This window comes from Acidobacteriota bacterium, from assembly GCA_016208495.1.
In the GTDB taxonomy this organism is placed as follows: domain Bacteria; phylum Acidobacteriota; class Blastocatellia; order Chloracidobacteriales; family Chloracidobacteriaceae; genus JACQXX01.
Genome location: JACQXX010000092.1, coordinates 36,769 through 57,188 on the forward strand (window position 1 = coordinate 36,769; position 20,420 = coordinate 57,188).

General features: G+C 52.1%; 17 protein-coding genes. 8 read left to right on the forward strand and 9 right to left on the reverse strand.

Going from position 1 to position 20,420, the window contains the following annotated elements:
* Nucleotides 1-91 precede the first annotated feature (91 nt).
* Nucleotides 92-406 (forward strand): hypothetical protein, encoded by a 315-nt coding sequence (locus HY774_19105; protein MBI4750598.1) that lies wholly within the window; start codon nucleotides 92-94, stop codon nucleotides 404-406.
* Between the two features lie 192 nt (nucleotides 407-598).
* On the opposite strand, the gene HY774_19110 is transcribed toward HY774_19105, so the two are convergent.
* The 8 genes from HY774_19110 to HY774_19145 form a co-directional block, all read right to left on the reverse strand.
* Entirely contained in the window at nucleotides 599-3,787 is a 3,189-nt protein-coding gene (locus tag HY774_19110) for a HEAT repeat domain-containing protein (GenBank protein MBI4750599.1), read from the reverse strand.
* Between the two features lie 19 nt (nucleotides 3,788-3,806).
* Nucleotides 3,807-4,334 carry a 2-amino-4-hydroxy-6-hydroxymethyldihydropteridine diphosphokinase gene (gene folK / locus HY774_19115; GenBank protein ID MBI4750600.1) on the reverse strand — a complete coding sequence of 176 codons (528 nt, stop codon included), beginning with the start codon at nucleotides 4,332-4,334 and terminating at the stop codon, nucleotides 3,807-3,809.
* 333 nt (nucleotides 4,335-4,667) lie between these two features.
* Complete coding sequence (locus HY774_19120; GenBank protein ID MBI4750601.1) at nucleotides 4,668-6,446, reverse strand: hypothetical protein; 1,779 nt, start codon at nucleotides 6,444-6,446, stop codon at nucleotides 4,668-4,670.
* Between the two features lie 158 nt (nucleotides 6,447-6,604).
* Entirely contained in the window at nucleotides 6,605-7,438 is an 834-nt protein-coding gene (gene rsmA, locus HY774_19125; GenBank protein ID MBI4750602.1) for a ribosomal RNA small subunit methyltransferase A, read from the reverse strand.
* A 167-nt stretch (nucleotides 7,439-7,605) separates the two neighbouring features.
* On the reverse strand, nucleotides 7,606-7,908 hold the full coding sequence (locus HY774_19130; GenBank protein ID MBI4750603.1) for a Rieske 2Fe-2S domain-containing protein: 303 nt from the start codon (nucleotides 7,906-7,908) through the stop codon (nucleotides 7,606-7,608).
* A 189-nt stretch (nucleotides 7,909-8,097) separates the two neighbouring features.
* Nucleotides 8,098-9,864, reverse strand: a complete 1,767-nt coding sequence (locus HY774_19135; GenBank protein MBI4750604.1) for a PilT/PilU family type 4a pilus ATPase — start codon at nucleotides 9,862-9,864, stop codon at nucleotides 8,098-8,100.
* Nucleotides 9,865-10,349: 485 nt separating this feature from the next.
* Nucleotides 10,350-10,691: a DMT family protein gene (locus tag HY774_19140; GenBank protein ID MBI4750605.1), complete on the reverse strand. Its 342-nt coding sequence runs from the start codon at nucleotides 10,689-10,691 to the stop codon at nucleotides 10,350-10,352.
* 17 nt (nucleotides 10,692-10,708) lie between these two features.
* A complete protein-coding gene (locus HY774_19145; protein MBI4750606.1) occupies nucleotides 10,709-11,167 on the reverse strand; it encodes a D-tyrosyl-tRNA(Tyr) deacylase in 459 nt (152 codons plus the stop codon).
* 265 nt (nucleotides 11,168-11,432) lie between these two features.
* On the opposite strand from HY774_19145, the gene rpiA reads away from it, so the two are divergent.
* The 5 genes from rpiA to HY774_19170 all read left to right on the forward strand — a co-directional run bounded on the left by rpiA (nucleotide 11,433) and on the right by HY774_19170 (nucleotide 17,850).
* Nucleotides 11,433-12,128 carry a ribose-5-phosphate isomerase RpiA gene (gene rpiA, locus HY774_19150; protein MBI4750607.1) on the forward strand — a complete coding sequence of 232 codons (696 nt, stop codon included), beginning with the start codon at nucleotides 11,433-11,435 and terminating at the stop codon, nucleotides 12,126-12,128.
* A 239-nt stretch (nucleotides 12,129-12,367) separates the two neighbouring features.
* The gene (locus tag HY774_19155) at nucleotides 12,368-13,657 is read left to right on the forward strand and encodes a serine hydroxymethyltransferase (protein ID MBI4750608.1); all 1,290 of its coding nucleotides are present in this window, start codon (nucleotides 12,368-12,370) and stop codon (nucleotides 13,655-13,657) included.
* Nucleotides 13,658-13,721: 64 nt separating this feature from the next.
* Nucleotides 13,722-14,612, forward strand: a complete 891-nt coding sequence (locus HY774_19160; protein MBI4750609.1) for a patatin-like phospholipase family protein — start codon at nucleotides 13,722-13,724, stop codon at nucleotides 14,610-14,612.
* Nucleotides 14,613-14,631: 19 nt separating this feature from the next.
* Complete coding sequence (locus HY774_19165; GenBank protein ID MBI4750610.1) at nucleotides 14,632-15,462, forward strand: hypothetical protein; 831 nt, start codon at nucleotides 14,632-14,634, stop codon at nucleotides 15,460-15,462.
* A 495-nt stretch (nucleotides 15,463-15,957) separates the two neighbouring features.
* Entirely contained in the window at nucleotides 15,958-17,850 is a 1,893-nt protein-coding gene (locus HY774_19170; protein MBI4750611.1) for a hypothetical protein, read from the forward strand.
* 149 nt (nucleotides 17,851-17,999) lie between these two features.
* Here HY774_19170 and HY774_19175 read toward each other — a convergent pair whose 3' ends face one another.
* A complete protein-coding gene (locus tag HY774_19175; GenBank protein MBI4750612.1) occupies nucleotides 18,000-18,956 on the reverse strand; it encodes a hypothetical protein in 957 nt (318 codons plus the stop codon).
* 403 nt (nucleotides 18,957-19,359) lie between these two features.
* Between HY774_19175 and HY774_19180 the strand changes: the two genes are divergently transcribed.
* Nucleotides 19,360-19,842, forward strand: a complete 483-nt coding sequence (locus HY774_19180) for an ATP synthase F0 subunit B (GenBank protein MBI4750613.1) — start codon at nucleotides 19,360-19,362, stop codon at nucleotides 19,840-19,842.
* Nucleotides 19,839-20,363, forward strand: coding sequence for an ATP synthase F0 subunit B (locus HY774_19185; protein ID MBI4750614.1), 525 nt, complete (start codon nucleotides 19,839-19,841; stop codon nucleotides 20,361-20,363). The genes HY774_19180 and HY774_19185 overlap by 4 nt, the downstream gene beginning before the upstream one ends.
* Nucleotides 20,364-20,420: the final 57 nt, after the last annotated feature.

Here is a 20,420-nt window from a genome sequence, read left to right on the forward strand (position 1 = left end):
CCGGGTGAAATCCAACCCTTCCGCAATAGAGAAATTTCAGGTTAAATAACACTATCTCAATGTAGAACGCTGAACTCCGAGGCGACGAACTATGACTCACGAAGAAATGGAACGCACAATGGAATTTATCCTCGCGCAACAGGCCAAATTCAGCGTGGATATTGATTTGTTGAAAGAATCACAGGCGGCATTGACCAATTCAGTGACTGAAATGAAAATCCAGGCCGATCTGGACCGGGCAATAATGCAGGAAGCAATTCATGAAATGCGACAGGGTGTGACCGCCATGCTTTTGATTGCCGAGCGGTTGGAAAAAACAACCAGCGGGCTGGTGCAAGCCCAAATCGGTACCAGTCAGCGAGTGACCCGGCTCGAAGACCGTGTCACCAAACTTGAACAACCCTAATTGCATTTATAGCCTTTCAGAAAATGATTTCTGTACAGCGTTCAAGCTTCAACTTGCGAAACCTTTTCCTCCACAGTATTCAAGTTATTGATTTAAATTGAGTTGCCTGATTTGCTCGAAGAAGACAAGCTAAAGCTTGAACTCTGTACATCAACCCACCTGCTCACTCAGGTGGTACTGACAAGCTCTTCCTTATGTCTGCAATTTCTGCTCGATCAGCGCCCGGATTTCTGCCGAAGGTTCCCGCTGCAAATGGGTTTTCAAACCTTCAAGCGCCTGTGGATCATTAAACGCAATCAGCAGTTTGACCGCTTCCAGGCGAACATCGGTATTCCCGTCATTTAAAATCCCCAACATCAATTCAACCACTTTGTCGCTCGACTGGCGGGCCAGTTCCTGCAAGGCGGCAATGCGCACTTGCGGCGTTGAATCCCGGAGCGCCGCCATCAACATCGGCAGGATTGTCGGGTCGGCGTCTTCGCCAAGCTTGTGAATGATCAAAATTCGCAGTCGGGCATCAGTTTGGGTCAGCGCATCAACCAGTGCTTTTTTACCCGGCTCCCCAATCGTCACCAGCGCATTGACCAGCGTTTCCGGGCGAACCAGATTTTCAGGAATGCCGTCCTTGTTGAGTTTCACCGGTGTCAGCAATAGCGTCGTAAGCGACGAAATGACCGTGGGATCTCCGGACCGCCCAAGCGCTTCAATCGCCGCCGTCCGCACCTGATCTTCTTTATCTTCCAACCCAGCCAGCAGCACCTGACGCGAAACATCGGTTGGCGGCATAAAGCCAAGTGCGCGAACGGCATCAGCCCGAACACGGGTCAGCTTGTGCCGCGCCAGCTTGAGCAACGGTTCCCGAGCCGGTTCCCCAATATTTCCAAGCGCAAAAGTCAACCACCAGCGAACGGCAAACCGGTCTTCGAGTTCAAGCCGCATCAGCAACCGGTCTGTCGCTTTTGGATCACGAAGCTCTCCGATTAAATAGGCCGCCATTGCCCGCACCGGAAGGCGGGTATCTTCAAGATAACTCAACAGTTGTTCGGTCGAAGTTGTCAGATTTGTCGTGCGAACGACCTCCATCACCCCAAATCGGGCGCGGCCATCGGCTTTGCCAAACAAGCCGACCAGTTCCCCTGGTGAAGTAACCCCAATTTGGACCAGCGATTGCCGGGCGTAGTACCGCACCACAGCCGACGGATCATCCAGCGCAGCCACCAGTGGGGCCACAGCGCGTTGATCGCGAAACGGCCCCAGAATCCGCGCCACCTGTGCCCGGGCGGTCCAGTTTGGCGTGCGCATCATCTCCAACAAAACCGGCACTGCCTGGGTGTTTTTCAATTTGGCGAGTGCCGATGCAATTTCAAGGCTCACGGTGGCGTCAGTCGTGGTCTTCAACGCTGCCAGCAACCCGGTGGCGGCCCGGTTATCACCAATCATCCCGAGGGCTGAAGCCGCCGCTGCCCGCACGGTCAAATCACTGTCGCGCAGAAGTGCCAGCAACGGTTCAATCGCCCGTGTCTCTTTTAATCCACCCACCACAGTGGCTGCGGTGCGCCGGATCAGACTTTCCGGATCGTTGAGCAATGGGACAATCGCCGAACTCTGCTCGGCTCCGCCAAGCTGGCTCAATAGCCGCAACGCTTCATAGCGAATCTGCCAGTTTTCCGATTTGAGATCAGCCACCATCCGTTCAGGAGTCACTCCAAACCGTGAAAGCCCGGTTCTGGCGGCGGTTCGGATTTCCGGCGCCGGGTCTTCAAGACTCACAATCAGCGCATCAATCGCGGTACGATCTTCAACTTTTCCAAGGGCTTCGACAGCCGCCAGCCGTTGCCGGGTGTCGCTTGATTTGAGCAGTTCGGTCAGTTTGGTCACGGCAGTGGCTTCACCCAGTTGCCCAAGCCAGGCCGTGGCCTCAATGCGCTGTTCGGCTGAAAGTTCAGCATTCGCCGCCCGACCAGCCAGCACTTCGAGCGTCACATTGAACCGCTCAAGCGCCAGATTGATGGCCTGACGCGGCTTTTGCTTGTCGTCCAGGCGGGCTGCCAGCAAGGCATCAATCGTTTGTGAGGTCTTGAAATCATCCAACACGGTCAACAGCGCTTCGCGTTCGGGCGGTGGTGGCTCTTCTTTGAGCCGGACAATGATGAGTTCCGGGAGCGATGAATCGTGGGTGGCACGCAGCATCCGGACCAGAATTTCCCGCGTCGGTGGATCAACATCCACCAGCGCCTGGAGTAAACCGGGCACTGGAACTTTTTCTCCAAGCGCTTCAAGCGCCGAAGCCGCTGCCTGTCGGTGTGGCGAAGCCGTATCCGCCAACAAGGTCAACATCAACGGTCCGGCCAGCGCCTCGCGTTTCGTTGTCCAGTCGACAATCAATTCCTGCTGAACCGCCATCGGATACAGCCCAAAATCCCGAATGAGCGCCTCGGTTTCGCCGGTTTCACCTAATTTGTAGCGTGTCAGGGTAAGTTCCCGGTCAAATTCAAGCGATTCACCCCGCCACGAAGTCACCTGATCTTTCGCTTCAGCCAGCCTGAGATTTCCAACCGCACGGACAAGCTGGAGTTTTCCTTCAACGGTTTTTTCGGTGGCAATCGCCTGCAAGAGCGCGCTTTTTGCCCGCTCGCCACGCAGGTTTTTGAGTGCCTGTAAGGCCACCAATCGCAGGCTTTCATCTTCGCTGTTCATTGCCGTCAATAACACGTCAATGCGACGCGAATCTCCGATTTGGCCAAGTGCATACACCACACGCGCCCGTGTATCCCAGGCTTCTTTGCCAAACAATTGAACCAGATCGGGCACGGCAGCCTGGATTTTGAGCTGTCCCACGGCCTGAACCGCCCGCGCCCGGACAAACCAGTGATCGTCTTTGAGTGCCTGAACCAGTGCCGTGCTCACGGTTGGCGAAACCGTGCCAAATCCAAGTGAGAACGCCGCTTCGCCCCGGATCATCCAGGCATCGTTCTTGAGTTGCTCCAGCAATATTTTTTCGACTTCGTCACGGGTTTCGGCAGGTCCGAGGCAATCCTTCAAAAACCGAACGGCGGTCAGACGAATCAGCGGATTGGCATTGCCGACTTCAGCCAGCAGTTCGGCACAGGATTTTTTGGAAAACTGAGCCTCGATGGCTTCGAGTTCGGTTTGGGCTTCGGCAGTTTTTGGGGCGGGAGTTGAACGTTTGGAAGGCGTGAGTTCCGTCCCATTTTTCGGACGCGGCGCAACCGGCGGCTTTTGGGAAGCTGGTTTCTGTGCCCACACCGGATTAACCGTCACAACCAGAAAGCAGGCAAACCCAACCAGTATTCGCCGAATTGTTCGCCAGAGACGGCTGAACTGAAAAAGACCAGAGGAGTGCAAAGGACGACGTGACATCACAGAAAAACAACTTCTTTCAGCAGAATAAATCGTCTGCCACCCGCCGCACGATTGACTCATCCTCAAGCTCGGAAAGCAAGGTGCGAAATGACTTGCCCAGCCCTGGGTGAATCGCATCCGGGCACAGATCACACAGCGGTTCCAGAACAAACCGCCGCAGGTGCAAACGTGGGTGCGGCAGTGTCAACCAGACACCGTCGCGGTGTTCGTCACATGTAACATAGTGCTGGGCATTTCGACAAAGCAGCAAATCAAGGTCGAGCGTCCGCGCGCCCTTGGGAACGGTGCGAACCCGGCCAAATTCAGTTTCCAGTGCCAGGCAGTCAGCCAGAAAACCAAAGGGTGAAACTGGCTCAGAAAAAGTCAATTCCACCACCGTGTTCAAGAACCAGGGTTGATCAAGGTAGTCAACCGGCTCCGTTTCATACCATCCAGCCACCCGGCCAGCGACTCCTGGGCGGGCACACAACCGCTCAATCGCCGCCTGAAGCAACATTATTCGATCACCCAAATTTGACCCAAGTCCAAGGAAGATGATTTGCATAAGAAACAAGGTAAGCGAGTAGCAAATGGTGAGAGACCTAAATATTGACCTCTTCTCCAGTTTTGGTCACAAATGCGGTTGGTTGAGACCAAATGAAAGGACATAAAGGACATAAAGGACGAAAAGGACCAGATGGAAGTCAGTTTTGTTCTCACGAAGGCTCAATTTCGGTGAATTTCGATTCCGCTCAATGACCTGGCCGCTGTCTGGTCACGAGGTGTGTCTCGACCTGGCCGATACTGATCTTTCAACAAAGTGGTGTTATTTTGGGCGAAATTGAGGCCACTCTCAATTCTTCATTCTCAATTCTTCATTCTTCATTCTAAGTTGGTATTAGTGCTCAACCTCCAATCGTTCCAGACTTTCAACGGCATAGACGAGTGTTCCCCAACTAACCACGCCAGTGAGAATCAGGCAACATCCCCATCCAAGCACATTCAACCAGATTTCAAATTGGGGGAAAGCCTGCCCCAGCGCGGCAAATCCCATCACGGCAGCAAAGGCAAATCCAATGTAGGTCAAAAGAAGGAGCGGGGTTAAGCATCCGGCTTTCACCGTGGCCTGCTGCTGTGGATTTTCCCAGTCCAGTTTTGGGAAGATGGCATGCAAACCAATCACGATGCTGGTGGCGCCAATCCCAATCACGTAAATCAATCCAAGCGAAGTCAGGACCTCGGTCAAACTCCCTTGGCGCAGGGCCGAAAACAAAAGGATAAAAAATGTTCCAATCACCGGGTATGGCAGATAAGCCAGGAGGAATTTCCCAAACAGCACCTGCCAGGCTGAGAGTGGTGCCACTTTGAGTTGCCAATACCCTTTGCCTTCGCGATTGACTCCGGGTCCGAGGGCACCGGAAAGCGAGCTACACAGAAAGAAGGTAATTCCGGTTGTGCCAATCCGCTGAAAAACTCGGGCGAGGTCACCCCGATGATCACTTACGCCAAAATCTCCGGTCACAAGCTGGTACATCCAAAAAAGTGCCAGCAGGAGCGGAATAATCAGATTCTGCAAATTGCGGAAATCACGAATAATCAGCCGCAGGTCTTTATATACAATCGCTCGTGAACCGGCTGGAATGATCCGAAGGATCACATTTTTCAGCCGGATTGGGAAAGTTTCGTGGGTCTCAAGTCGTAACTGGTCAGAGGTAACCAGCTTTGCTGGTCGGCGGCGCCCGCCAACCGCAATGTTTGACCAACCGGTGTAATACAACCGTTCCGTCACCCACAAACACACCAGAAAAACACCCGCCGACACGCCAAAAAAGAGCCCTCCATACAAAATCAGGGCGACCGGGTGATGGTTCCCTGCCGCAACCAGCGTCCGGCCAGCCCAGCTCGACGGGAGCATCCACGAATCCAGCCAGTTGATCGCAGCCAGTGCCTGTTGGGCGCGTTGTGGGCCAATTGCCCGAGGCGCAAGCTGCGACAGCATAAAGATGACAATCCCGATGAACCCGCCAATGGCTGCCACCAGTTCCTGTACCCGATGGGCTGGAATGACACGGACAATCCCCATGACACCAATGGCCCCCAGACCAGCCGGCAGCAGCGGAATGGAATACACCACCAGTGGAGTCACCACAAAATAGAGCCAGCCAAAGTCCATTCCAACGCCATATCCCCAGGCCAGCGGCAGCAGAAAAATGGTCAATAACAGATATGACATCTGTAACCCGCTGAAAAACTTGATCACAAACACCGCTCGCATCGGGACGGGAGCCACCAGCAGCATCTCCATATCCCCTGACAGGTACAGGGCCGAAAGAATGCTGACCACACTGGTTAAGAGCAACAAGACCAGCACAAAAAAGAAGATCCCGCTCGGGAGCGCCTCCAATGCCATCAAAATATCAAGACTTGTGATGGGTTGAAGTTCGACTGGCCCACGAGTGGCGGTCCGCTCCAGAACAGCATCAAAATGAGGATTGTGGAGTGCTTTGACCGTCAGACCAATTACACTTTTTGAAACCCAGAACGCCGTGACCGCCCCGACCAGTGAAATGGCAATCACAAACACGGCGCCAGCCTTTCGCCCCAAACCACCTCTCCAAAAGGTGTTTCGGGCAACCAGCAACCGCATATGAAAAATGACCCAAATGGCGTTGAACATAGGAAAGAGGGGGTTCGGGGTTCGGGGTTCGGGGTTCGGGGTTCGGGGTTGGGTTCGGGGTTTTCGAAGGAGGGCGCGGTTCAAAGCAACAGCGCCTTTACTTCACCCTGTCACGTTGTCACCTTGTCACCCTGTCACTCTGTCACTTTGTCACCCTGTCACTCTGTCACTTTGTCATTCAAACAGGCTGCCAGTCGGGCAAAGTCTTGGACGGAAAGCGTTTCGGCACGCTGTTGTGGGTCAATACCGGCCTGGCGTAGACAGTTGTCGAGTTGCGAACGATCTCCTGGAATCAGAGCTGCCAGCGCATTGCTCAGGGTCTTGCGCCGCTGGCTAAACGCCGCACTGGCCGTTCGAAAAAACCAGTCTTCGTGTTGTGGAGCAATCAGCGGCACGGGCCGAGGAGTGAGTTTGACAATGGATGACCACACCTTGGGGGGTGGAGAAAAGGCACCTGGAGGGACGTCAAACAGATGTTTGATCTCACAGTAAGCCTGGAGAATAACCGAAAAATAGCCATAGGTTTTATTTCCTGGCCGGCTGCTAATGCGTTCCACGACTTCACGTTGCAACATCACCGTCATATCAGCAAACAAATCGCGATGCGCGACCAGTCGTTCCAAAATCGGAGAGGACAGATTGTAAGGCAGATTGGCGACAACACGCGTCACGGTGGGAGAGAATGTCAATTCTGTGCAGGCTGAAGTGAGCACCTCAGGGAGATTGCAACTCAAAATATCAGCGTGATGAATCACAAATCGGGTGTTTGAAAAGGTGATCCGAAGATAATCCGCCAGTTCTTGATCCAGTTCAACCGCGACCACGCCTCCAGCAACAGTAACCAGTTTCTGAGTCATGGCCCCTCGCCCAGGTCCGATTTCGAGAACCAGAGTTTCGCTATCAACACCAGCAGCAGCCACAATTCGATCCACAACACGTTGATCGCGAAGAAAATGCTGGCCAAGGCTTTTACGGGGAGGACGAAAATTCATGGGCTGAAAAACCTCGGGCTGAGGGCTGAAGAAACCAGGGCTGAAGACTCGCAAGCTCGGGGCTGAAGAAAACGGGCTCAATACCCTTAACCCCAAGTCTTCAGCCCGACTTCTTCAGCCCTAAGCCCTAAGCCCTAAGCCCTGGTTTGTTCAGCCTCAGTCTTCAGTTACACTTCGACAAAGACAGCTCCGTCTTCAACTTTTACCGGAAATGCTTTGATGTCGTCATTGCCCCGAACAACATGGCCCGTACACACATCAAATTTCCACCCGTGGGTGGTACACATCAGCAAGTTACCTTTCAGGATCCCAGTCACAAGCGGTGCTCCCTGATGCGAGCAGACGTTTTCGACGGCATATACAGTGCCATCAACCTGTACCAGGACAATCGAAGTCCCGCCAGCAGATACAGCTTTCTTTTTCCCTGGTTCGATTTCATCAACCATTGCAACTTTAATCCATTCTGACACGGGCACTCCCCCTTTATAAATTTCTTGATTGCAAGTGAAGAGAAGACTTCGGATTGAAAATTTCGGGCTCAGGGCGATTGAAGGGATGAGGGATGAGGGATAAAGGATGAAAGAAAACCAATTCTTCAGCCCCAAGCCCAATGTCTTCAGCCCGCTTTCTTCCGCTCCAAGCCCGAGGATTTTTCAGCCCTATGAATTGGCATTGCCACCCTGCTGGGCGGAAGGATTCAGGAATGAAAGGTCCATATTGGCGCGCTTGAGCATGGTTTCGAAATTACCTTTGTCAACCGCCTTCATATAGGCTTCCTGCGGTTCAACAAGCCGACGGCGTACCAGATCAAAGAGGGCATCATTGAGGAGCACATTTCCTTTTAGCTTTCCAGTTTGCATCGCCGATTGAATCTGGAAGGTTTTCCCTTCACGAATCAGATTGGAAACCCCGGAATCAATGATCAGGACTTCGAGTGCGGCGATACGCCCGCCACCTTTCTTTTTACACAATGTCTGTGCAATGACCCCTTTAAGTGATTCAGAGAGCATCACCCGGATTTGTGCCTGCCGGTCAGCCGGAAACTGGTCAATGATCCGGTCCACGGTGGACGGTGCGGTTGAAGTATGCAGCGTTCCAAACACAAGGTGGCCGGTTTCAGCCGTTTCAATCGCAATCGCAATCGTTTCCAGGTCGCGCATTTCGCCGACCAGGACAATATCTGGATCTTCGCGCAACGCGGCCCGCAACGCATCTTTAAAAGAAGACGTGTGGTTGTGGACTTCGCGCTGGTTAATCAGACACTTTTTGTTTTCGTGGGTAAATTCAATCGGGTCTTCAATCGTGATGATATGGTCACTCCGGTTGCGATTGACATAGTCAACCATGGCACACAGTGTCGTTGACTTACCGCTTCCGGTCGGGCCAGTAACCACCACCAGTCCTTTGGTCAAATAACATAACTTGAGAATTTCAGGCGACAACCCCAGGGTTTCGGCGGTCAGAATTTTGCTTGGAATGACCCGGAACACTCCACCCATCCCTTTGCGATCACGAAAGATGTTACAGCGGAACCGCGCGATGGTGCCATACTCATAGGCAAAGTCGGTGTCGTTGCGGCGGCTGAATTCCTCACGGTTTTTATCGGGCATCAACTCCCACAGCATCCGTTCGGTGTCCTCTGGCGTGAGGGCATCGGTAAATCCTTCCATGACAACCATATCCCCATCCAGCCGCAACATTGGCGGCGCAGAGGTGGACAGATGCAGGTCCGACGCTTTGAGATCAAGCTGCTTTTGAAAAAATTTATCCATTTCCAGCGGCCCCTGACGACGCGGCCCGCTTGTCGTCGTTGGGCGCAAGGTCGGAGGTGAGGAAAATCCACCTGGCGGAGTTGGGGTCCGCGGCTGCATCGGTGGCGGAACCGGCTGCTGTGAAAAATGCGACGGAGGTTGAGGCGGTGTTGGTAATGGTGTCTGAGGTGGTCGAAAACTCGAAGCGGACGGTGCGGATGGTGGTGCCAGACCACCTGGGGGTGAGGAAGATGAATAGGCCACGCCACCTGAAGGCGCCGGGGAAGGATAGCCAGAGGGGGCACGTGGCGCAGTGGGTGCTGACATCGGCGGGGGTACCGGCGCGGGTGCCGTACCAACTGGACCGCCACCCAATGGACGGAACGTCACTTTCATCGCCCCGCCTTCTTTCGATACCGTTACGTCAAACGGGCCGGCGCCGGAAACATTGACCTGAAACTGGGTCGTCGGCTGACTCATCAGCGCGGCTTTTTTATCCTCCGGAATAATCGGGGACAAGAGCTTAAAAATATCAAATGGACTCAGTTGTGTTCGAGTCAGGTCAGTAATTCCAGAGGAATTCATGACGATTGGATGTTTCCCAGCTTGCAAAACTAATTGATCCGCTCCAGCCATGCGCGGATCACGCAAAAGGCTTTCAATGCTTGCGACCATAGCCAACCCTCATTCAAAGTCCACAGCAAGATGCAGGATGCACGGATTCATCTGTGTTGGTGGGCATATTGAGGCTCAACCTCTGGATCAGAAGGCTTGATCAAGTACAGTGGCTGATCCAAATGGAAACAAAAACGGCCTCAACCTGCAGTCACCGCAACAAGTGAATCGTGAGCGTTTGTGAATATTTTCTTTTTCAGGGAATGAACAACTAACCGAAGTGACAGCCGCTGGCATCTTAGCACAGCATGTAAAGAGGACGTCATGTGTTTGTTTTGCGTGCTCCGGCAATTTAAAACCTCGGGCTGAAGACCAGGGCTCAGGGCTGAAGTCTCGCAAGCTTCGGGGCACAGAAAGGGATGAAGGATGAGGGATGAAAGAAAACCAGTTCTTCATCCCGATAATCTTCCGCCCTCAGCCCCAAGCCCTGGTTTTCTCAGCCCGACTTCTTCAGCCCTGAGCCTAATGTCTTCCGCTCGACGCCTTTACGAGCGAAAAATGAAGTACACCGCCCCGAGTAAACACAGCCCAGCCCACAAGTAATCTAGTTTCAGCGGTTGCCCCAAATAGAAAATTGCAAATGGAGCAAAAATCATCAGCGCAATTACTTCCTGCAAAATTTTGAGTTGGGAAACAGTAAACTCAGTGTGGCCAATCCGATTGGCCGGAACCTGAATCAAATACTCAAACAGGGCAATTCCCCAGCTAATAAAGGCGGCGATATACCATTTTTTATGGTTCAGGTTTTTGAGGTGACCATACCAGGCAAAGGTCATAAAGACATTGGAGAGCGCCAGCAACAGCGCGGTTTTCAGCAAAATTGACATAGAGCAGAGAAATTCATTTAGGGTTTCAGGGTTTCGGGGTCTTTTTCAAGCAAGATCGTGACTGGTCCATCATTGTGGATTTCAACTTCCATAAACGCGCCAAACACGCCGGTTTCAACGTGAAGGCCCATTGATTGCAGCACTTCGACAAAGAAATCAACCAATTTTGAAGCCTTGTCGGGAGCTTCAGCATCAGTAAACGCCGGGCGGCGTCCTTTGCGAGCATCGCCATAAAGTGTGAATTGCGAAATCACGAGTGCCTCTCCCTGAATTTCAAGCAGGGATCGGTTCATTTTTCCCTGGTCATCCTCAAAAATGCGCAGATTGGCAACTTTGTTGGCCAGCCATTCAGCTTCGGCTCGGGTATCGCCAATTTTGACGCCCAGCAAAATATTGAGGCCGCGACCACAACGACCGACAACCACACCGTCAACCACGACAGCCGATCTGGTAACTCGTTGAACAACAACACGCATAATTTGAAGGAGGGTTCAGGGTTCAGGGTTCAGGGTTCAGGGTTCAGGGTTCAGGGTTCAGGGTTCAGGGTTCAGGGTTCAGGGTTCTTCGAGTGTATTCATTCCTCAACACCAAGCCCTCAGCCCCAAGCCCTCAACCCTCTGTTTTGCAGATTGCAGACACAAAATGACTGCGCTAGGATGCGTGCCAACGCTAGCGAAAAATCACATCCTGTCAATTCTTTTTCACGACTCTCAATTCAACAAATTAAGGATTTTTCCTGTCATGACCACATACAATCCGAAAGAAGTGGCCGGGATTTATGCCGCAAACCTGGTTGCCGAAGGCATGGTTGTCGGCTTAGGAACTGGCTCAACCGCTACATTCATGATCAAGCATTTAGGCAAACGAGTCAGCGAAGGGCTGCATATTACGGCCATTCCAACCTCTGAAGCCTCCGCTCAGTTGGCCCAGAGCCTGGGGATTCCGCTGGTTGGATTCGGCGAAATTGACCATATTGACATCACCATTGACGGCGCCGATGAAATTGATGGGCGGTTCGACATGCTCAAAGGCGGTGGTGGCGCGCTCTTGCGCGAAAAAGTCGTGGCGTCGTTGACGAAACGCCAGGTCTGTATTGTTGACCCGATTAAAGTTGTGGAGCAGATGGGCAAGTTTCCGCTCCCAGTTGAGGTTGTTCCCTTTGGCTGGGAAGTCGTCGCCCATCGCATTACCGCTCTGGGTGGCAAGTACACCTTGCGCCAGACCAAAGAGGCGGAACCGAAAACCTATGTGACCGACAACGGCAACTACATTCTGGACTGCGATTTTTACCCGATTACTGATGCTCCAGCCCTGGAACGAACCATCAAAATGATGCCCGGCGTGGTTGAAGTCGGCCTGTTCATCCAGATGGCTCACACGCTCATCATCGGGAATGAAGACGGCACCTGCACTGTGAAAGAAAGAGATAGTCAGTAGTTGATAAGTCAGTAGTCAGTAGATAAAACCCGGATAGTTAAATCTGTGGAATTCTTGAAAAGAATTGTCCCTAAATGACTCAAATAGAACCAAATACACTTGACAGGCAATTCAAAATCCCAACACTCGACTACTGACTACTGACTACTGACTACTGACTACTGACTACTGACTACTGACTACTGACTACTGACTACTGACTAAATTTTTGAGGAAGGCACACCACAATGAACGAACTTATGCACCGCACGCTCCGGGCAACGGATCCGGAGATCGCCGAAGCCATTTACAATGAAAACCGCCGATTGGCATCAGGTTTGGAAATGATTGCTTCGGAAAACTACACCAGCGAAGCCGTGATGACGGCGATGGGCTCGGTTTTCACGAACAAATATGCCGAAGGCTACCCTGGACGGCGTTACTACGGCGGTTGCGAATTTGTGGACATCGCCGAACGGCTCGCGATTGACCGCGCGAAACAGATGTTTGGCGCCGCACACGCCAATGTCCAGCCACACTCCGGCGCTCAGGCCAATATGTCGGTGTTTCTGTCGGTACTCAAGCCGGGAGACACGGTGATGGGCATGGACCTGTCACACGGCGGGCATCTCACGCACGGCCACAAGCTGAATTTTTCAGGGATTACCTACCACATCGTGAGTTACGGCGTGCATCCGGAAACGGAACGGATTGACTATGATGCGCTGGCGGCCCTGGCCGAACAGCACAAACCCAAAATGATCATCTGTGGCGCGAGCGCCTATCCACGCCAGATTGATTTTGCCCGGATTGGTGAAATTGCACGGTCAGTGGGTGCCTACTCAATGGCGGATATTGCCCACATTGCCGGACTGGTTGTGGCTGGTGAACACCCAAGCCCAATTGAGCACATGGATTTTGTGACCACCACGACTCATAAAACCCTGCGTGGGCCACGCGGCGGGCTGATTATGTGCAAGGAAGAACACGCCAAAATCATTGACCGCTCGGTATTTCCCGGCGTTCAGGGCGGACCGTTGATGCATGTGATTGCCGCAAAAGCGGTTTGCTTTAAAGAAGCGCTCGAACCGGCCTTTAAGGAGTATCAACAGCAGGTCGTGCGCAATGCCAGCGTGCTGGCTGAAACGATTGCCGCCGCCGGGTTCCGGATTGTGTCGGGAGGAACGGATAATCACCTGTTGCTGGTGGATGTGTTCAGCAAGGGCATCACAGGAAAAGTCGCGGAAAAAGTCCTCGAACATGCCGCAATCACCGTCAACAAAAACACGATTCCGTTTGATAAGAATCCACCGCTCGTCGGAAGCGGTATCCGCATCGGCACGCCGGCGCTGACCACCCGTGGCATGAAAGAAGACGATATGCGGCTAGTTGGCGGCCTGATCTGCGAAATCCTGGCGGATGTTGAAAATACTGCTGTTCAGGAAGATGTCAAACGACGCGTCGAAGAACTCACCACGCGCTTCCCGATCTACCAAAGCCGAATGACCGCCTACGAAGCCGAAACTCAGCAAATGGCCGCGCATTCATAACCACGCCAGAAAAAATGGAGCAAGGTGTCACCAAAACACCTTGCTCCACAGACGGAGTCACGCAATGGCACGCGAAGCTTACGGCGTTTTTGAAGGCGGCGGGGTCAAAGGCATTGCCCTGGTCGGAGCACTCAAAGCAGCGGAAGAACTTGGGTTCACCTTTCGTGCCGTCGCGGGCACCTCCGCCGGGGCTATCGTCGCGTCACTGGTCGCAGCCGGATACACGGCTGATGAACTGCGGCTCATCTTGATGGAAAAGGATTTCAAAGATTTTATGGACCCGGTTGCCAGTGGCATAACCGGCTGGATCCCAGGGTCAAATTTCGCGAAAGCGTGGAATGCGATGGGGTTGTATAAGGGTGACCATTTCCACGATTGGATGCGTGAAAAACTTTCCTGGAAAATCTTTGGCAATAAGAGGAAATCACCTACATTCAATGATTTGCTTGAAAAAACGGGCATTCCACTCAAAGTAGTAACCATTGAACTCATCAGCCAGAAAGTGCGAGCCTTTGAAAGCCACCGCAATGAAACAATGCATGTTGCGGATGCAGTACGGATGTCAATGAGTATTCCTTTTTTCTTTGTCCCGTATCGACGTGGAAGTGAAATGTATGTTGATGGCGGCGTCCTCAGTAATTTCCCAGCCTGGGTCTTTAAAAAAGTTCAAGACATTGAGCCATTACCTGTCCTTGGATTTCGTTTTGAACCTGATAGCTCAGATTTGATAACCAACGTCTGGGAACTCAGTTTGGCTCTTATTGGGACAATCCAGAAAATCGGAGAACAACTTTTGAATGAGGATACCCCAAATATCACTCCCGTTAACCTACCCACTCTTGGAATTGGCACAACCGACTTTGATTTGACGGATACTGATAAGGAGAATTTGTACCAGTGGGGATATGAACGAGCACAAGGTAGTTTGTTGGATTCCTTTCCACCCACACCATAACCCAGGAGGTGAAAATACAATGTCTTCACAAAACCCCTTTAATTATCTGTCGCCGATTACCAATCCAGCCGATTTTTTCAACCGCGAACGGGTGAAAGAAGAATTGAAGGCGCTTCTGGCCAAAGGCTCAAGCTGCCAGGTTATTGCGACACGTTCTGGGTACGGAAAAACATCTTTGCTTCGTTGTCTTGATGGATTTGCCCAGGAGTGGGATTCCTCTTATGTCACTGCCTACCTTGATATGAAGGAAGCTGATTGCCGAACAATAGCCGGTTTTGTAAAAGCTGCTGAAACAGGTTGGGGAGATCGTACTCGCGCTGCCAAATACAAAGATCCGCAAAATATGGAAACCCTGTTGTCAGTGCCCCAACTGGCGAACCGGGTTCAACAATTGCGCAAATCTGGGAAACGCCCGGTCTTGTTACTTGATAATTTTGAAGCGGTGGCCAGGTTCCCAACCGAATTCAATGAGGATTTCTATCTTGATCTTCGCCATATCGCAACAAGCAAGGAATTGGGTTTGTCGTTTGTGGCTACGTCAGAACAACCCATCCACGAAGTGGTTTACCCACGCAACCCGATTGTGTCGGCCTTTTCCAACATCTTCCGAACCACCTACCTGTTTCGGTTCAACGAAGAAGACTCCCACGACTTTGTCACGATTGAGCGTCCAGGTGTTCCCAAATTCACCGAAGAAGAAAAACAGGCCATTCTGGAGTTCGCCAAAGACCACCCAATGAGACTCCAAATCGCGTGCCATTTTGTGCTGGAAGCCAAACTCAACGGCACCAGCCTGACGACCGGCATTCTCAAAGCCATGGCCGCCGCCGATTCCCGTCATGCGGCATAGAACAAGGAATGAGAGATGAAGGATGAGGGATGAAAGAAATAACCTATTGTTTATCAATAGGATAGATCACTTCAGGGTAAGGATTTCAGGCCCTGCGGGCCTAAAACCATTCCACATCTGGCACCGTAACCTCTGGCCCAATCTTCATCCTCTAACTGATTTTAATTCCAACAACATATGGGCGATTACCTTCGCTGGGCATGCTGGCAATTGTTTCTCATTTTCTTTCAGCCGTCGCGGTTTGATCGTGAGGTAGCAGGCGATGGAGTTGAAAAGCCAACGATGTCTTTCAAGGAGCGTGTTTTCTATGTGGGGAAAATGGCTCCAGTTATGACAGCAATTGTCTTTGGGGGAAATCTGCTGATTGGTTTAGCTTGCGAGGCATATGGAATTAATTATGACTGGTTAAGATCCTGGCTATTTGCTTTTGGATGTGTGGCGGGTGGCTTGGCAGTTGGCTTGGCGGGTGGCTTGGCGGGTGGCTTGGCAGCTGGCGTGGAGAGTGACGTGGCGGGTGGCGTGGCGTCCGACGTGGCGTTTGGCTTGGTGGGTGGCTTGGTGTTTGGCCTGGCGTCCAACATGGCGAATGGCGTGGCGTCCGACGTGGCATCTTGCGTGATGTTTGGCGCGGCGGTTGGCGTGATAGTTGGCGTGATGGATAGCGTGGTGTTTGGCGTGATGGTTGGCGTGATGGATGGTGTGATAACTGGCGTGGCGGTTAGCGTGGCGTCTATCTTGGGTTATTTTAGATTCATAACGTACCCCATCAATGCTGCACTTTCGACCACTGCTTATTTCAAAGCCAACCGAAATCCTCAAACTGCTTTTCGTGCCTGGCGATGGTGCCCCATTTCCTGGAATGAAGTGATCTGGCTGCCTTTGCCATATCTGAGCGACCTGTTGGTGTTGATGACCAAACAGCACCGTGAAGAGGGTTTTCGTCAAATCGCCTTTGTTGCGGCTGAACGCACATTACAACGCCGTGCGGTACTTTCGGCACTGGCTGAAATTGCAGTCAGTGATTTGCAGGCCAAAACTCCGCAGGAACTGGCCAGTATTTCCGAGACGCTCAAGTGGACAACCAATGCTCCGGCAGAGTTACCGAAAGAATTGACCGAAGCCCTGCCGCAATTTGATCGAATCGCACAGCAAGTTGGTCAATCTATTGAACTTCGTTCCCAAAATCGTAAACGGAAGGCGCTTGACCAGGCGCTGTCCGAACTCCAATCACTCCAAAAAAGCTTGATTGTGACTCGTGGAAAACTGGTGCCACGATTGCTGCAAGTCGCCAATGAATGGCAGGCACTCATCAAAGCTAGTCGTCAGGCGCTCCAGTCTGACATCGAAGCCAGAGGTGAAATCCCCAACCCGTTTGTCTTTGGAACCCCGGTGACCGAATCTGAATACAATGTTTTCACCGGGCGTCAGGACATCGTCGGTCATATCGAAGAATCCCTCCTCAATGCTGCAAATCTGCCCACCCTGCTGCTCTTTGGCCCACGACGAATGGGAAAAACCAGTATTTTGAATCAACTCCCACGGTTGCTGGGGCCCGATTTTGCGCCGGCAATGGTTGATTGTCAGGCGCCAGCCGTGCGGGAAAGCGCCAACGCATTGCTCCGGTATATTTCAGAGGCGATGAGCGAAGCGTTGCAACGCCGCCGAATTCTGATTGACCCGCTTTCGGTTGAAGCGCTGAAAAGCGAACCGTTCGGGTTTTTTGAGAAATGGTTGACCAACGTTGAGAAAGCCCTCCCCGAACAAATGCGGGTGCTCCTGTGTCTGGATGAATATGAACGGCTACAAACGGCGCTTGATGCCGGATGGGGTGCGGACGTGCTTGATTTGCTCCGAAATACCTTTCAGCATCGGCGGCGCATCGCGATGATGTTTACCGGAGCGCATCGTTTTGCCGAACTTGGTCCCGCCTGGACGGATCGGTTTATCAGTGCGCGAAATATCCGCGTGAGCTTTCTCAAACCTGACGAAGTTGTACCGCTTCTGACCAAACCAATTCCTGATTTTGATATGACATATGCCGATGGAGCGCTTGAAGGCATTATTTCAGCGACGAACGGACAGCCTTTTCTCATTCAAGGAATCGGCTTTGAACTGGTGCAGTTTATGAACGAAGGCAAACGGAAACAGGCGACTATCGCCGATGTCGAAGAAGCCATTTCACGCACGCTTTCGAGCGGCGATGCCTACTTTTTCAATGTCTGGAGTGATGCAGGCGAAGACGGACAGGCAATTTTGCAGGCAATCGCGACCAGTTCACCGGTTCCAAATTTCCCGAAAGCCATGCGCTGGCTCAAAGACCACGACGTTTTGACCACCGAAGGGCGCTTCGCCGTGCCAATAGTCGAACGGTGGGTTAAGACCATTTAGGGTTCAGGGTTCAGGGTTCAGGGTTCAGGGAAATCCAGTTTTTCCAATCAACTCCCGATGTGGTTTTTCGATTTGCACCTCGAAGAGTTGCCGTTCGGATGCTCAAATCTGCTTTTGAAACCACACCTGTTCATGTGATGAAATGGATTTCACTTCTTCACGGCCTTCCAGCAACAGGTAAAGGCTGGCTCACCGCGACTCAACAGAAAGCTCCAGCCGTGGTTGCCGGGCGCAAGTGTGAATTCATGTTCCACGCCGGCATCGGTCAGAATCTGATTCAGGAGCTTGTTGCCGACGTCAAATCCGTAGCGGTCTTCGCTTCCCACATCAAAATAAATTTTCAGTTTTTTGAGCTTCGCGGCATTGGTTTTGGCCAGGTAGAGCGGATTGTTTTCCTGGAAAAATGAGGTATCCGGCGGGTTACCATAGAGTTCGGTGGCGATTTTGTAGCGGTACTGACCACGCATATCCGACACCGAAGCTGGTGGTTTTGGCGATTCTTCAAAAAGCGCCGCGCAGTGGGTTACGACGCCGGAAAAGAGTTCCGGGTGCTTGAAGGCAATCAGGAGCGCCCCGTAGCCGCCCATTGAAATCCCTTCGATCAAACGATGCTCAGGTTTGGCAATCGTCCGAAAACTCTTATCAACAAAGGGGATAAAGTCTTTTACAATCGCGTCTTCATACCGTACGCCGCTTTTGCTGTTGATGTAAAAGCTGTTTTCGCCATACGGCATGGCGACGATGTATTCGCCCACCTTGCCGGCGGTGCGCAATTCCTGCAACTTGGCTTCAATCCCACGACCTTCCCAATCCCGCTCTGAGTTAAACAACCCATGCAGAAAAATCACCACTGGATAGCGGCGTGATTTGTCCTGGTCATACGAAGCCGGTAACGAAACGGCGTAGTTGACGGCTCGACCAAGGCTGGCCGACTGAAAGGTGGCATATTCAACCCGGCCACGGGCGGCAGAAGGTTTTGTTTCTCCGCCCGGCGCCGGCCCAACCGCAGGTGCTTGTTGGCCGGTTACGGCACAGGTGGAGCAAAAAACAACGGCGCAAACCATTGAAAAGACAGAGAAAATCGGCTGCCAGACAAACAACTTCATTCAGGTGTTTCTCCTTAATACAGATATGAATAACGTGGAGAGATGCGGATGTGAAGCGATCTTGAGAGAACGAAGATTTTTCCAAAGTTGCCCAAATTTTGATTGAACTGGACCGCGAAAGTCCAACCGCTTTCACTGGTCCTCAGACTTGCCTGAGCGTTCAAAATATCGAGCCTTCCAAAAACAAGGCATTTTGGGAATCAGGCGCTCTGGGGTTTTGACCCAGGTTGACTGAAAGTTGAGCGAACCCTCAAGCCAAGTGCTGCAAATGCTTTTACTTATCCACGCTGAAAAGGACTCTGTCCTTGACACTCCTACCCCGCTATGCTATCAACGCTCTTCTTTTTAGGACCCGTTTCATCCCTCATACTTTTCCGTCTCTAAAGGTTGAACCTCATTCGCTATGATAGACGCATGCCTATTACCTCAACTTCTGCTTTTCGCCGAATTGTTGAGCGTTGACTATTCTCTCGTCGTTATCATCGTCCTTTTCATTGTTTTAGCGGTTCTGCTCAACAGCCTGATCTTCAATCCGATCCTGAAAGTGCTCGAAGAGCGGGAACGCCTGACCAGCGGTTCCATCAGCGGTGCCCGGCACCTGCTCGAAGAATACGACCGCCGGCTCAAAGACTATGAATCGGCACTTAAAGATGCGCGCCTTGTGGCCTATGAACAGATGGAAAAACATCGTTCAGCCGCAATGAAGGAACGCACTGATATGCTTAACACCGTGCGTGCCGAAACCACGGCTGACATTGCCAAGGCCAAGAGTGAAATCGAAGCTCAGGTCAAGAAAGCCCGCACGGCACTTGAAAAAGATGCCTCGGTGATGGCCGCCACGATTTCGACCTCAATTCTTGGTCGTCAAGTTGGAGGTCCACGATGATGTTTCCTCTCTTAACCAGCCTGTTCGCCTCAATCGAACTCCTCTCCTCAATGCCGCTTGGCTATCGCTTTATCAACTTTGCCATTTTTGCGATTGCACTTGGGGCGGTTCTCTATAAACCACTCACGCAGGGGTTGCAGGCCCGCGCCAATTCAATCGAGGAAGAACTTCAGCGAGCTGGAAAAGAAATCGCTGCCGCCGAAGCCAAAATGAAAGAGTTAGATACCCGTATCAGCCGACTTGATGACGAAATCAACAACATCAAGCAGCAAGCTGAACGCGATGCCAAAGCTGAGCGCGAACGAATTGCACAAACCACCAAAGAAGATGCCGAACGGTTGCGCGCGATGGCCCGCCTTGAAATTGAAGGTGCGATGAAAGCGGCCCGGACTGAACTCCGGGCATTTACCGCCTCGCAGGCAGTCGAAATGGCAGAAGCAATCATCCGGCGTGAGTTGAAAGACGCTGACCGCGATCAACTGGTTACTCGCTATGTTGACCGCATGGAGCGGGTGAACTGATTGGGGGCTTGGGCGATTGAAGGGATGAGGGATGAGGGATGAAATAAAACCAATTCT

What these genes read in the sequence shown, in the direction of transcription:
- HY774_19145 (MBI4750606.1), bottom strand. Translation starts at nt 11,167, where the DNA reads ATGCGTGTTGTTGTTCAACGAGTTACCAGATCGGCTGTCGTGGTTGAC.
- HY774_19105 (MBI4750598.1), top strand. Translation starts at nt 92, where the DNA reads ATGACTCACGAAGAAATGGAACGCACAATGGAATTTATCCTCGCGCAA.
- HY774_19120 (MBI4750601.1), bottom strand. Translation starts at nt 6,446, where the DNA reads ATGTTCAACGCCATTTGGGTCATTTTTCATATGCGGTTGCTGGTTGCC.
- HY774_19160 (MBI4750609.1), top strand. Translation starts at nt 13,722, where the DNA reads ATGGCACGCGAAGCTTACGGCGTTTTTGAAGGCGGCGGGGTCAAAGGC.
- folK (MBI4750600.1), bottom strand. Translation starts at nt 4,334, where the DNA reads ATGCAAATCATCTTCCTTGGACTTGGGTCAAATTTGGGTGATCGAATA.
- rpiA (MBI4750607.1), top strand. Translation starts at nt 11,433, where the DNA reads ATGACCACATACAATCCGAAAGAAGTGGCCGGGATTTATGCCGCAAAC.
- rsmA (MBI4750602.1), bottom strand. Translation starts at nt 7,438, where the DNA reads ATGAATTTTCGTCCTCCCCGTAAAAGCCTTGGCCAGCATTTTCTTCGC.
- HY774_19155 (MBI4750608.1), top strand. Translation starts at nt 12,368, where the DNA reads ATGCACCGCACGCTCCGGGCAACGGATCCGGAGATCGCCGAAGCCATT.
- HY774_19165 (MBI4750610.1), top strand. Translation starts at nt 14,632, where the DNA reads ATGTCTTCACAAAACCCCTTTAATTATCTGTCGCCGATTACCAATCCA.
- HY774_19175 (MBI4750612.1), bottom strand. Translation starts at nt 18,956, where the DNA reads ATGAAGTTGTTTGTCTGGCAGCCGATTTTCTCTGTCTTTTCAATGGTT.
- HY774_19110 (MBI4750599.1), bottom strand. Translation starts at nt 3,787, where the DNA reads ATGTCACGTCGTCCTTTGCACTCCTCTGGTCTTTTTCAGTTCAGCCGT.
- HY774_19185 (MBI4750614.1), top strand. Translation starts at nt 19,839, where the DNA reads ATGATGTTTCCTCTCTTAACCAGCCTGTTCGCCTCAATCGAACTCCTC.
- HY774_19140 (MBI4750605.1), bottom strand. Translation starts at nt 10,691, where the DNA reads ATGTCAATTTTGCTGAAAACCGCGCTGTTGCTGGCGCTCTCCAATGTC.
- HY774_19180 (MBI4750613.1), top strand. Translation starts at nt 19,360, where the DNA reads ATGATAGACGCATGCCTATTACCTCAACTTCTGCTTTTCGCCGAATTG.
- HY774_19135 (MBI4750604.1), bottom strand. Translation starts at nt 9,864, where the DNA reads ATGGTCGCAAGCATTGAAAGCCTTTTGCGTGATCCGCGCATGGCTGGA.